Here is a 12,785-nt window from a genome sequence, read left to right on the forward strand (position 1 = left end):
CCATGCCCTCGTTTTATCCGGGGTGCCTGCCCGCCGGCCTGCGCCCCCCTCGTGCCTGTGTCTGGGCGGCCTGAAATGCACGCGGCTGCCACAGCTGAAAATGATCCGCCCGACCGACAAAGGCCACCTCGTCCGAGATGCCCGTAAAGTCGCGGATGAAATCCGTGACCATCAGCCGCCCTTCGGCGTCGAGCTTCATGAAGACCCCGCCACCATGAATGAGAAGCGACATCTCGTTCGCATCCGGCGAAAACGGATCCTCCGCAGCAATCTGCCGCTCGAACCTTTCGAGAAGGTCCGGGCCGCCGACGCTGATCGCCGGAAAGACAAAGTCCTGAAAGCAATACAGCTCCTGGACGTTGCGCTGGGCCAAAACGGACCGAAAAGCCGCAGGCACGGAAACCCTGCCCTTGGAATCGATCCTGTTGGTCGCATTTGAAAGGAAGCGGCTCATGACACGAAACATCCGTTTCCGAAAGGGCCCGAACGGAACTCAGCTGCCCGGGACCCTCAAATTCAGGCACAGCTTCGCCAGCCGGATGAACAATACTCCATCCGACGCCTCTGGAGAAAAAGACGCCTTGGCTTTGCGATTGATGGGCGCTTAATGGCCCTCTTGCAGTGCACTTCTGGGATATCATGGGACCATGTGGGCGTCAATGGGAAACGCCCGTCTCGCGATGAGCGCCGTATCTTAAATTCATAAGCCGTTAAGTTTAACAAAGGGTTAGGATTCCGGCCCAAGGAAGCCTCGAAAACGCCGCAGGAAGCCGAGCAGAATACGGCCATCAGCCCCTGAAAACCAAGGGCATAGCAAAAGCTGCCGCTGCCGCGGCGCCACAAGAAATTGATTGCCAGTTGGCCTGTAAGCCGGGTTCTGTATGGCTCCGGCCGAAACCGGAACGTGGCAGCCATTCCTCTGGGACAGCGTTTGCACGCTGCCTCACGCAACCCACCCGGATGACTGGCCTGGAAACCGGCCGGCGGGCTTTCGCCCGCCACGTCATCCCTATTCGGTCTTGCTCCCGGTGGGGTTTACCGTGCCATCTCCGTTGCCGGAGACGCGGTGGGCTCTTACCCCACCCTTTCACCCTTACCTGTCACGACAGGCGGTTTGCTTTCTGTGGCACTTTCCCTAAGGTCACCCTCGCCGGACGTTATCCGGCACCGTATTTCCGTGGAGCCCGGACTTTCCTCACCCTACCGCCTTTCGGCATTGGTAAAGCGCGGCTGCCCGGCCAACTGGCATGGCTCAAATAGTCGAGAGCGCTGCCAATTACCACCGGAAATATCGGTGTCTTACCGGAAAGCGGGTTTGAAATCCGTGCGGTAGCCCTGATCTCCGATTCCGCCTTGAAGCAGCAGCTCGGCCCCGAGACGGCCGATCTCATCCGAACTCTTCGCCGACGTCCCGGCGCAGCCGGTCAGAACGGCTATGTTCGGCGAGGACGTGTAGCCGATCATCGGATAGGCGCTCTTCGTGTGCGACACTGCGCAGGCCGCCGTCGAGACGGACAGCGGTCTCATATCCGGAACAAGTCGACGCGCAATGGCCATGAGATGATCGCGCGCCGACGGGCGGCCGTCGGTCCTGAACCAGGCGCGCAATTCCTTCTCCGTCTCAAGCCGGTAGTCATCGGGGTCGCCGCCGACCTTCAGATAGTACTTCCCATCAGAATAACGGATCGGCGGAAGCAGGTAGATGTCAATATCGGGAGCCTCGAGGATCAGCGACGGCATGGCGCCAAATTCTGCGGCCTGCGCATCGCTGACCTCAAACAGCGTAACCGTGCGACCATGAACCGATATGCCAACAGATTGCGGCAACAGATTCTGACCAATGGAAAAACCGCCCGCGGCCAGCAGCACCTTTTCGGCCGTATAGGTCCGTCCGCCGGAAGTCTCGACTGCGGCAACGCGGCCCTCGTCGCGGATCGCCGTCACGTAATCACGAACGACCGTGGCGCCCGCCTTCTCGGCGATAACTGACTGCGCTTTCACCAGCCGGCGCGGACTGATGTGACCGGCGCCTTTCGCCTGAAAGACGCCCTCGCTCCCTTCTGGCAAGGCGAAGAAGGGAAACGCTGATTTGAGGCCGGGGTCGTCCAGCCGTCTCGTTTCCACCCCGAGTGAGGCAGCGGCGTTCGCCGTCTTGGCGATGTAATCGCTCTTTGTCGGCGCCACGACGACGCAGCCCGCTTCGGTGTAGAACGCAATGCCGCTCTCCGCTTCGATCTCCGGATATCGGGCAATCGAGCGATTGGCGAGGAGCGCCCAATCCCGATCCGGATCGACGGTCCGGGTGATGCGGCCCTCGTCATAATGGCTGGCGAAAACGCCTTCATGCGCCTTGCGGTTTTCCGGCTCGTCGGGACCGATGACGGCCACGCCGTCCGTCTGCTTCGCGAGATGCTTCGCGGCCGCCGCCCCCATCATGCCCCGTCCGACGACGATATATTTGAAATCCGCTGCCATGAATGCCTCTTTGCCTTACCGGAAGACCGGCGTCAGTTCCTCGCCGAAGTCGCTTTCACCGAGACCGCCCTCGCAGATCAGCACGGCACCAAGACGCCCGAGCTCGTCCGACGATTTTGCGGCGACGAAATTGCCCCCGGTCAGGACTGCGATCCGCGGTGAATCCGTAAAGCCGGCATAGGGATAGCCATCCCTCGTGTAGGTCGCAACGCAGGGCGCCGAGGTAACCGGGGAGGACTTAAGCCCCGGCATGATGGTCGAGGCAATCGCCGCCAGATGCTCCCGCTCGGCCTTGTCGCCGTCGGCGCGGAACCATTCGCTTGCCGCCGCCAGCGTGTCGAACACACGGCTTTCCGTATCGCCGCCGAGTTTGAGGTAGGCCTTGCCATCGGGATAGCGTACCGGCGGCAGGATATAGACATGATCCTCCTCACGGTCGCCGAAAACGATCGTCGACGGCATGGCGCCGAAGATCTCCATCTCGCTTGCACCGAGTTCATAAAAGGCGACCGTCCGCGCCGAGACTCGGATGTCGACCGTGCGCGGCAGGAGATTATTGAAATTGCTGAAACCGCCGGCGGCGACGAGCACCTTCTCCGCCGTGTAGCGCACGCTGCCAGCGGTCACCTCCACATGCGAGCCTGCATCGCGAACCGCAGTTGCCGTTGCATCGATCAACCTGACGCCGCCTCTCTCTGCAAGAAGAGCCTGGGCGCGGACGAGCGCGCGCGGGTTGATATGCCCTGCCCTGCGGCTCTCCAGGTAGCCGTGAAAGGTGAGGTTGAACGCAAATTGCGGGAAGCGCCGCGAAAGCTCGTCCGGCGGCAGCGATTTGACGGGGAGTTGCATCTCATCCGCCACATCGAGCGCGCGACCGAGATAGCTCTCACCGCGGACCGCAGGCGGTCCGGCAAAGAGGCATCCCGCCTCCGTGTAGAAACGTATGCCGCTTTCGACCTCGATCTCCGCGTAGCGGTCGAGCGAACGGGCCGCCAGCGTCGCCCAAACGACATCATCGTCGAAGGTTCGGGTGATGCGCGCTTCGTCGTAATGGCTGGCGAAGACGCCATGATGGCTTTTCCGATCCGCCGGCTCACCCGGCCCGATCAGCGCAATACCATCCGACATGCCGGCGAGATGGCGGGCCGCCGCCGCACCCATCATGCCACGCCCAAGAATGATCGTCTTGAAATCAGCCGCCATGTCTCACCTCGCTTTCGAGGTCAGATAACACGGCGGTTAGCTTGATTCATACTCTTAAGTCGGGTTCGAAATCGATGCCGTTTCAGCCACTTCTGCCGCGCCTTGCATGAGCGCCAGCACCTTGCCGCAATAGGCCTTGGAAACCGGGTTCATGCGCTTCGCCGCATGGCCCGCGTTGTATTTAAGGATCGTCCCGCAGGTTTCCCCGCCGCCGAGCTCATGAGCCCCCGCTAGGTATTTCATGCCGTATTTGATGTTCGTCTCCGGATCGAAAAGGTCCTTCTTGGTACCTGTGTAACCCATCATGCGCGCCGTCGCAGGCTTGATCTGCATCAGCCCGACCTCACCCGCGCTGCCGAGTGCATCCGGATCGAAATTGCTTTCGACGCGAACGACGGCCCGAGCAAGCTCGACGGGGACGTCATATTCCTTTGCGTATTTGACGATCAAAATGGAATATTTGAGGGTCTCGAAATCCGGGATTGCATAACCGCTCTGGCGATCGACGGTCTTGAAGTTCACCGTCAGGGTTTCATCCTTAGTCTTGTTTCCCGTATCGTCAGCAAAAGCGCAGCCATACCCTATCAGCAACGCGCTCGCGCACGCCGCCGCACCAATAAGCATATCTCTCATCTAGTCTAATTACTCCGGCCCAAAGAATAGCTGGATCGCGCGCGGCGCAGTCGTCCGGTTACACGTCCCAAGAACTGGAAACATGCCGCAGCAATTCTCATCGTTTCATTTGACGCCCGCGGTTACACACAAAAAACCGGACGAGCCCCGCTCAGTGACTGAGGTTAGACCATCGTAATGAGGAGATAATTTGGAAAGGATGTGGCAGCGCGCCTGTCAATGCATTTTTGGAAAAAAAGTTGCTCGGAACGTCACACGGATGTCACGAATACCGCGACAGCGTCGCAAGCAGACGATGCAGCGTGTCGATCGTCGAAAAATCGGCAATTCCATCGACCCGTTCCTGCCGGAAATGCCGCTGGAAAGCTTCTACGTCACCGGCGGTCTTGTCGCTGAATTCGCCCGTGATTTCCGTAGCATAACCGTAGAGGGACAGCATGGACTGCAGCGCCTCGATCGGCTGGCCGCGGTCACCGCGCTGGAAGAAGCGGCCGCCGGTGATCGGTGCCGGCTCGACCCAGTGCCCTACGCCTGATCTATGCAATTCGCCCCAAGGAAATTTTTCGCCCGGATCAACCTTGCGAACCGGCGCAATATCTGAGTGTCCGAGCACCAATTCCGACTTAATCGACCAACGTTCAACACAATCGCGACACAATTCTATGACTGCCGCAATCTGTTTTTCGGGAAAATCCGGCAGCCCGCCGGGATGTCCGGCATTGGCGATTTCAATGCCGATGGACCGGGAGTTGATATCGCCCTCACCGCGCCAGCTGCTCTTGCCCGCATGCCACGCCCGCCGTTCCTCCGGCACGAGCTGAACGACATCGCCGCTCTCATGCACGAAATAGTGGCTGGAGACCTGGCTCTCGTCGCGACAGAGCCAGGCAAGCGCCTCTTGGTGAGAGGACATGCCTGTGTAATGAAGGATGATCATATCCGGCTTGCGACCGCCGGCGCGCTCGCCATGGTTCGGCGACGGCTGCACGGAAGCCTTGCGGTAATCGGCCGCGAATGTGGTCATGCGGCGCGACGTTCCTTCTCGATCGTCGCATAGGCGTCATTGAGGGCAGCCATGCGCTCGTTGGCGATCGCATGGAACTCTTTGGGTACGCCCCGCGAAATCAGCCGGTCGGGATGGTTCTCGCTGACCAGGACGTGATAGCGGCGGCGGATCGTCGGAAAGTCGTCGGAAGGCAGAACACCGAGAACCTTGTAGGGGTCGCGGCCAATCGAAACATGGCGCGCAGCGATCTGCTCGAAACGCTCGTCGCTCATCTCGAAGATCTGGCCGATGTGGCGAAGGAAATTCATCTCCTTTTCATGCACCAGTCCATCCGCCTTGGCGATGTGGAAGAGGCCGTCGAGCACATCTTCCAGTACCGAGCAATTGGCAGCGCAGCTGATGCAGAGCGAAGACAGCTTGGCGGCATAGGCTTCGTAACCAGCGATATCCTGACGCGCAAGATTGTAGAGTCGCGCGACGTTCTTCGCCTGGTCCTGCGGAAATTCAAAGATATCCTGGAAAGCCTGGACTTCCTTCTCGCTGACGATGCCGTCCGCCTTGGCCATCTTCGCGGAAAGCGCGATGATGGCAACAGAGATCGCCACCTTGCGGCGGGTCTCCGGATCACCCTCAAAAACGGTGCGGACAGCCTCGACCACCGCCGAGAGCACGTTGCCCGCAGCACTACCGATGGCATTCAGCAATCTTTCCCAGAAGGACATCAAAGTCTCTCGCATCGCAACATGTAAGAGACAGGTTGATCAAATAATCGAAGCCTTTGCAAGGCAGCCATTGGTCGCACTATCGAAAACACTTTTCACAATCCGGTAACAGTCGTGGTTCTTAGATGCGGCGCACCTCAAGCGTTCGTTGTTAGACTCGGCGACACCTTGTAGATTGCGACGACATCTCGGAGATTAGAAACATGGCGCTCAAGCGGATGGACAACGTAGGAATCGTCGTCGAAGACCTCGAGGGGACGATTGATTTCTTTCGCGAACTCGGCCTCGATCTCGAAGGACGGGCCACGATCGAAGGAGAATGGGCCGGACGTGTCACGGGACTGGGCGATCAGCGTGTCGAGATTGCCATGATGCGCACACCGGACGGCCACAACCGGCTCGAGCTTTCCCGCTTCCTCACGCCTGATGTCGTCGCAGATCACCGGAACGCCCCGGTCAACGCCCTGGGCTACCTCCGCGCCATGTTCACCGTGGACGACATCGACGACACGCTTGAAAGGCTCCGCGCGCGCGGCGCGCAGCTCGTAGGCGAAGTAGTCCAGTATAAAGACGCGTATCGGCTCTGCTACATCCGTGTGCCTGAAGGGCTTCTCATCGGACTCGCCCAAGAACTCAGCTGAGGACAAATGGTCGCCATGGACGGTCTTCTGCTCCGACGTATCAGCCACTGACGTTCTCAAACGGACTCTTAGACGTGATCGGCGATCGGGTGCCCCGATCGGGCCTCTCACCCCACGCTACGCTCTGCCCGCATACGATTTCCACAGCGGCTCTCCGGCCCGCATCCAAGCTTGAAACGATTAGATGAGCGCCCGAGGCGAAGCCCGCCTCTTTTTCGTAAATTCTTTACTTTACAGCGTTCTTTTCGTGCCGCATCCATGCGAGAGGTAAGCACATCCGAACGCTCAAGGAGGGAAAAATGGCCAAACAGAAAGTAGCAATGCTGACCGCCGGAGGCCTGGCGCCCTGTCTTTCTTCTGCCGTCGGCGGCCTGATCGAACGCTACACTGATGTCGCCCCCGATCTCGAAATCATTGCCTATAAATCGGGCTATCAGGGCGTGCTTCTTGGCGATAGCGTCGTGATCAGCAAGGAGATGCGCGAAAAGGCTCCGCTTCTCCATCGCTTTGGCGGCTCACCGATCGGCAACAGCCGGGTTAAGCTCACGAACGCCGCCGACTGCGTCAAGCGCGGTTTGGTCAAGGAGGGCGAAAATCCGTTGCGTGTGGCGGCAGAGCGCCTTGCCAATGACGGCGTGACCATCCTTCACACCATCGGCGGCGACGACACCAACACGACAGCCGCCGATCTGGCCGCCTATCTCGCCGCCAACAACTATAACCTCACCGTCGTCGGCTTGCCGAAGACGGTCGACAACGATGTCGTGCCGATCCGCCAGTCTCTGGGCGCCTGGACGGCTGCCGAAGTCGGCGCGCATTTCTTCGACAATGTCAGCAATGAGCAGAGTGCAGCACCGCGCACACTTGTCATCCATGAGGTCATGGGCCGTCACTGCGGCTGGCTGACGGCGGCAACCGCCCGCGCCTATTTGAGCCGCACGAAGAACTATGAATATGTCGACGGGCTGATGATGAATGCCGGTCTGAAGAGCATTGATGCCGTCTACCTGCCTGAGATGGCCTTTGACCTGCAGGCCGAGGCCGAACGCCTCAAGGAGATCATGGACAGGACCGGTCACGCGACCGTCTTCGTCTCGGAAGGTGCCTGCCTCGATGCCATTGTCGCCGAGCGGGAAGCCGCCGGCGACACCATCAAGCGTGATGCCTTCGGACATGTGAAGATCGACACGATCAACGTCGGCGGCTGGTTCCAGAAGCAGTTCGCCAACCTGCTCAATGCCGAGCGCTCGCTGGTTCAGAAATCCGGCTATTTTGCCCGCTCGGCGGCCGCCAATGCCGACGACCTTCGTCTCATCCAGAGCATGGTCGACCTGGCCGTCGAAAGCGCGCTCAACAAGGTCTCCGGCGTCACGGGTCACGACGAAGCGCAAAACGGCAAACTCCGGACCATCGAATTTCCGCGTATCAAGGGCGGCAAGCCCTTCGACCTCTCGACCAAATGGTTCGCCGAAGTGATGGAAACGGTGGGGCAAAAATACCAGGAAGTATGATTGACGCAGGGCGACTATGGTGTCTTTGCTTAGTTCCTAAGGAACAGGAGGAGATTCCATGTCGCTCGAAGCCTGGCTCGCTTTCGCCGCTGCATCCGCCATCATGCTGGCCATTCCGGGACCGACGATCCTGCTCGTCGTGTCCTACGCGCTTGGCCATGGGCGCAAGACGGCGCTGGCGACTGTCAGCGGCGTGGCGCTCGGCGACTTCACCGCGATGACGGCTTCCCTCTTCGGACTGGGCGCGCTCCTGGCTGCATCGGCAACGCTTTTCACGGTGCTGAAGTGGATCGGCGGTGCGTACCTCATCTACCTCGGTATCAAGCTCTGGCGCTCGCCGATCATCACCGAACCGGTCGCTGACAACGACAACCTGCCGGATCAAAAGTCACTGAAGATCTTCCTGCACGCCTATATCGTGACGGCGCTCAATCCGAAGAGCATCGTTTTCTTCGTCGCCTTCGTTCCGCAGTTCCTCAATCCTGCGAATCCCTTCTTCGAACAGATGCTCGTCATGGAGCTGACCTTCCTCATTCTCGCGACGATCAATGCTTCCTGCTATGCGCTTCTTGCGAATGCCGCGCGCGGCCTGATCCGCAAGGCAAGCGTGCAGCGCACGGTCAACCGTACCGGTGGAACGCTGCTCATCGCCGCCGGCGCCGTGACCGCGGGCTATCGCCGCATCGCCGCCTGAGGCTGGGTGGGTTGCGACACAACCACGAATAAGTTAATGGAAAAATCAGGGCTTAGGTTTTCAGTAACTTAATCGCTGCCAGGGCGGCGCGAATCGCGAAAGTGACAGAATGGTAGCGAAGGGGTTATCCGTCCTGATAGGCGGCCTTGTCTTGACGATGCTGGGCGGCGTTGCGGGATGCTCGACCGTCGAATACACGTCCCTGGCGGAATTGACCGCCGTGCAGACCGTTGTTCCGACCCCCAAGCCCGGCGAAGATGCAATGATGATGGCAGCGGTACCGGCCGCTGACGGCACCAGCCAGCCCGCAGACGCATTCGCCGCGGCCAGCCCGCAGGCAACACCGGCCCTCACCGCCGACGCGATGACTATGCCTGGGACGGAAGCTCTTGCCGATCCCGCCATGCAACAGATGGCGGCCGCGGCAACCCAGATCCCGCTGACGCCGGAAATGACGGCGATCCAGTCGGTCGTGCCCACGCCGCGCCCGGGCACTCCGCCCTCGCCATCGACCCAGCTTGCCTTCGCGGCGACGACGCCGCAGAGTGGCGCTCTGGCCGCCATTGCTTCCATTGGCGCGACGCAGCGCTCGATGTCGGACTTCACGTTCGACGAGTCCGCCCCGATGGATCCGCCGGCCGCGCCGCCGATGTTCAGCGACAGCGACGTCGACACCGCTCCCACCGTTGAAAAAAGCTTTATCAGCAAGCTGATCAGCAAGTACTCGAAGCTCTACGAAGTCCCTGAATCGCTGATCCATCGCGTCGTGCATCGGGAAAGCCGTTACAATCCCAACGCCTACAACAAGCGCGGTTATTTCGGCCTGATGCAGATCAAGTACAACACGGCGAAATCGATGGGCTATGACGGCCAGCCCAACGGCCTGCTCGATGCCGAAACCAACATCAAATATGCCGCGAAATATCTGCGCGGCGCATGGCTCGTTTCGAACAGCAATGAAGAAGACGCCGTCAAGCTCTATGCCCGCGGCTACTACTACGATGCAAAACGCAAGGGCATGACGGACATCGCCCAGGGCACCTACTAAAAACCACCCCGCCTGTAATGCCTAGTCAACTGGCCGGCAGCGCGGCCAGCACCTGTTTCAGCAGCACCTGCGGCTTGTAGCCTAGCGAGCTTGGCGTCAGCCCCATCCGGACAAACACGAGATTGGCGGAAGGCACGATTGCCATGCTCTGCCCGTCGTGCCCTTCCAGCCAGAATGTATCTTCCGGCAGCCCGGCCTCGGTGCTCGTATCGCCGCCCGGGGCAGCGAGCCATGCCTGGCCCTGAGTATATGTGCCGCCCGACGACCGGGTCGGCGTGCGCATGAAGCCGACGAATCCTTCCGGCAACAGCCGCTGGCCGTTCCAGACGCCGTCCTGCAGCAGAAACTGTCCAAAACGCGCCCAGTCATGCGCCGTCGCGTAGAGATACGAACTGCCGACAAAGGTGCCCCGAGCATCAGCTTCGAGAACCGCGCTCGACATACCGAGCGGTCTGAAAAGCGCGTCAGTCGGATAGGCAAGCGCCTTCTGCTGGCCGCCGATCCAATCCATCCATATCCGCGACAACAGGACCGATGTGCCGCTCGAATAGCGGAAACGCTCTTCCGGCTCCGCCTCCAATGGCGCATTGGCGGGAAGCGTAACCATGTCGGGGTCGAGATAGAGCATACGCGTTACATCCGCGACGCTGCCGTAATTCTCATTGAAGGCAAGACCGCTCTCCATCCCCAGCAGGTCACGGAGCTTGATGCGTGACCGCTCATCGTCCTTCCACTCCGGCAACAGGCTGGTCGTTTCGAAATTGCCCTTTCCTTCGTACATCGCGCGACCGACGAGCGCCGCGTTGACGGTCTTGGTCATCGACCAGCCGAGCAGCGGCGTCTTTGCGCTGAACCCTTCGCCATAGCGTTCCGCGACGATCCGGCCATTGTGAACGACGACGATCGCGCGCATCTGCGGACCGGCGAGCGCCTCGTTCGCCAACAAAGACGCCAGTTCTCCATCATTGGCGGCGGCAACGCCCTCGCCTTCCGGCCACAGGGCGGTGTTCTCCTCGGCAGGCGGAACTGGATCCAAGGGCGTGGCTTTGGCGGCAGCCTCGAAATCGCCGTCAGGCACGCTCGTGCAGCCGAAAACCCCGCGATAGAGAGCATAGCTGGGTGCAAAGAGACCAAGGATGCGCGCCGTCACACGCCCCTGCTCGCGATCGACCGAAACGCGTATCAGGCGCAACAGCGGATTGCCGGGCGCTTGCACATCGTTATTGAGGACTGCCTGCGGATCCCGTCCTGCCATGAACACGTTCGAGCAGACGATCTTTGCTGCATAGCCGTCACCGACGCGCAGGAGCTCCGGTGGCCGAACATAAAGCCAGATCGCCCCACCAGCCACGATGGCGACGATGGTTGCAGTGAGCGCCTTCAGGGTACGCCGAATAGGTCGCATATCATTCCCTCCACGAACGGAGAGAAGCAGGAAACGCTTTCACAAAAAAGAGCATGACGACGTAAACGGCGTTTCGTGACAGTCAATTCCTGTAGAAAGCCTACCCACAGTCTGCGTCATCAAACTGTAGCAGGGACGCGCTACACGCCCTGAACGCTAAAAGGGTGACAGACTCATATGACGGAATTTGCACCGGATACCGGCTTCCGCAAGAACCGGAAACTCAAGGACGCTCTTCTCCGCCACAAGGCATTTTCCAAGGACGGCTTTTCGGAACGGCTTTTCGGCCTGCTCTTTTCCGGCCTCGTCTATCCGCAGATCTGGGAAGATCCGGACCTCGACATGCAGGCCATGGAACTGCAGCCGCACCATCGCATCGTCACGATCGGCTCGGGCGGCTGCAACATGCTTGCCTATCTTTCCAAGGCACCCGCCTCCATCGACGTGGTCGATCTCAACCCGCATCACATCGCGCTGAACCGCCTGAAGCTTGCCGCCTTCCGGCATCTTCCGAGCCATGCCGATCTCGTCCGCTTCCTCGCCATGCCCAACGAGCGCTCGAACAGCCATGCGTTCGACCGCTTTCTCTCGCCTAGCCTCGACGAAGCGACGCGCTCTTATTGGAACGGCCGCAAGTTCGGTCGCCGCCGCATCACCGTCTTCGACCGCAACATCTATGAAACCGGCCTGCTCGGCCGCTTCATCGGCGCGGCCCATCTGCTCGCCCGCCTGCACGGCGTCGATCTCCGGCAAATGACGAAAACCGGTTCGATCCGCGAACAGCGGCAATTCTTCGACGAGCAGGTTGCGCCGCTCTTCGAAAAACCCGTCGTGCGCTGGATCACTGGACGTAAGAGCTCCCTTTTCGGGCTCGGTATCCCGCCGCAGCAATATGACGAACTTGCGAGCCTCGCCGCCGATCAGTCGATCGCGCCGGTGCTGAAGCATCGCCTCGAAAAGCTCGCCTGCCATTTCCCGATGCGCGAGAACTATTTCGCCTGGCAAGCCTTCGGCCGCCGTTACGCGGCTGCAGACGAAGGCCCGCTTCCGACTTACCTGAAGCCGGAGCACTACGAAGTGATCCGCGCCAACGTCGATCGCGTCAATGTCCACCATGCAAGCTTCACCGAGCTTCTCGCCGGCGAGCCGGCCGCCTCCCGCGACCGCTATGTCCTGCTCGACGCGCAGGACTGGATGACCGATCAGCAGTTGAACGATCTGTGGGCGGAGATCAGCCGCACAGCCCGCCCCGGCGCCCGCGTCATTTTCCGGACGGCTGCCGAAAAGAGCGTCATCGAAGGCCGCCTTTCTGCGGCGATCCGCGACCAGTGGGAATATTTCGAGGAGAAGTCCCGCGATATGACCGTGCTCGACCGCTCGGCGATCTATGGCGGCTTCCACATCTACGGGAAGAAGGCGTGACCGAGATCCGCACCATCGTGGAGAG

General features: G+C 60.3%; 12 protein-coding genes and 1 other RNA gene. 5 read left to right on the forward strand and 8 right to left on the reverse strand.

Annotated elements, in window-relative coordinates:
* Positions 1-13 precede the first annotated feature (13 nt).
* The 7 genes from mraZ to ACPYOJ_RS02225 all read right to left on the reverse strand — a co-directional run bounded on the left by mraZ (position 14) and on the right by ACPYOJ_RS02225 (position 6,039).
* The gene (mraZ, locus tag ACPYOJ_RS02195) at positions 14-454 is read right to left on the reverse strand and encodes a division/cell wall cluster transcriptional repressor MraZ (protein ID WP_168830675.1); all 441 of its coding nucleotides are present in this window, start codon (positions 452-454) and stop codon (positions 14-16) included.
* 396 nt (positions 455-850) lie between these two features.
* Positions 851-1,246: RNase P RNA component class A (rnpB, locus tag ACPYOJ_RS02200), an RNA gene on the reverse strand.
* Between the two features lie 53 nt (positions 1,247-1,299).
* Complete coding sequence (locus tag ACPYOJ_RS02205) at positions 1,300-2,475, reverse strand: NAD(P)/FAD-dependent oxidoreductase (RefSeq protein WP_481414786.1); 1,176 nt, start codon at positions 2,473-2,475, stop codon at positions 1,300-1,302.
* 15 nt (positions 2,476-2,490) lie between these two features.
* Positions 2,491-3,678: an NAD(P)/FAD-dependent oxidoreductase gene (locus tag ACPYOJ_RS02210; RefSeq protein ID WP_481414787.1), complete on the reverse strand. Its 1,188-nt coding sequence runs from the start codon at positions 3,676-3,678 to the stop codon at positions 2,491-2,493.
* 54 nt (positions 3,679-3,732) lie between these two features.
* Positions 3,733-4,311, reverse strand: coding sequence for a lytic transglycosylase domain-containing protein (locus tag ACPYOJ_RS02215; protein ID WP_481414788.1), 579 nt, complete (start codon positions 4,309-4,311; stop codon positions 3,733-3,735).
* A gap of 262 nt (positions 4,312-4,573) precedes the next feature.
* Positions 4,574-5,335 (reverse strand): N-acetylmuramoyl-L-alanine amidase, encoded by a 762-nt coding sequence (locus ACPYOJ_RS02220; RefSeq protein ID WP_481414789.1) that lies wholly within the window; start codon positions 5,333-5,335, stop codon positions 4,574-4,576.
* Positions 5,332-6,039: a TerB family tellurite resistance protein gene (locus ACPYOJ_RS02225; RefSeq protein WP_481414790.1), complete on the reverse strand. Its 708-nt coding sequence runs from the start codon at positions 6,037-6,039 to the stop codon at positions 5,332-5,334. The genes ACPYOJ_RS02220 and ACPYOJ_RS02225 overlap by 4 nt, the downstream gene beginning before the upstream one ends.
* Before the next feature lie 203 nt (positions 6,040-6,242).
* Here ACPYOJ_RS02225 and ACPYOJ_RS02230 point away from each other — a divergent pair, with 203 nt between their 5' ends.
* The 4 genes from ACPYOJ_RS02230 (at position 6,243) to ACPYOJ_RS02245 (ending at position 9,933) form a co-directional block, all read left to right on the forward strand.
* Entirely contained in the window at positions 6,243-6,680 is a 438-nt protein-coding gene (locus tag ACPYOJ_RS02230) for a VOC family protein (protein WP_481414791.1), read from the forward strand.
* 299 nt (positions 6,681-6,979) lie between these two features.
* Entirely contained in the window at positions 6,980-8,191 is a 1,212-nt protein-coding gene (locus tag ACPYOJ_RS02235) for a pyrophosphate--fructose-6-phosphate 1-phosphotransferase (RefSeq protein WP_481414792.1), read from the forward strand.
* 58 nt (positions 8,192-8,249) lie between these two features.
* Positions 8,250-8,885 carry a LysE family translocator gene (locus ACPYOJ_RS02240; RefSeq protein ID WP_481414793.1) on the forward strand — a complete coding sequence of 212 codons (636 nt, stop codon included), beginning with the start codon at positions 8,250-8,252 and terminating at the stop codon, positions 8,883-8,885.
* 109 nt (positions 8,886-8,994) lie between these two features.
* Positions 8,995-9,933 carry a transglycosylase SLT domain-containing protein gene (locus tag ACPYOJ_RS02245; protein ID WP_481414794.1) on the forward strand — a complete coding sequence of 313 codons (939 nt, stop codon included), beginning with the start codon at positions 8,995-8,997 and terminating at the stop codon, positions 9,931-9,933.
* Between the two features lie 25 nt (positions 9,934-9,958).
* Here the strand turns inward: ACPYOJ_RS02245 and ACPYOJ_RS02250 are convergent, their stop codons facing one another.
* Positions 9,959-11,338: a serine hydrolase domain-containing protein gene (locus ACPYOJ_RS02250; RefSeq protein ID WP_481414795.1), complete on the reverse strand. Its 1,380-nt coding sequence runs from the start codon at positions 11,336-11,338 to the stop codon at positions 9,959-9,961.
* Positions 11,339-11,515: 177 nt separating this feature from the next.
* Between ACPYOJ_RS02250 and ACPYOJ_RS02255 the strand changes: the two genes are divergently transcribed.
* Positions 11,516-12,760, forward strand: a complete 1,245-nt coding sequence (locus ACPYOJ_RS02255; protein WP_481414796.1) for a BtaA family protein — start codon at positions 11,516-11,518, stop codon at positions 12,758-12,760.
* Positions 12,761-12,785 lie beyond the last annotated feature (25 nt).

Source organism: Rhizobium sp. SVR5-9E (assembly GCF_056755095.1).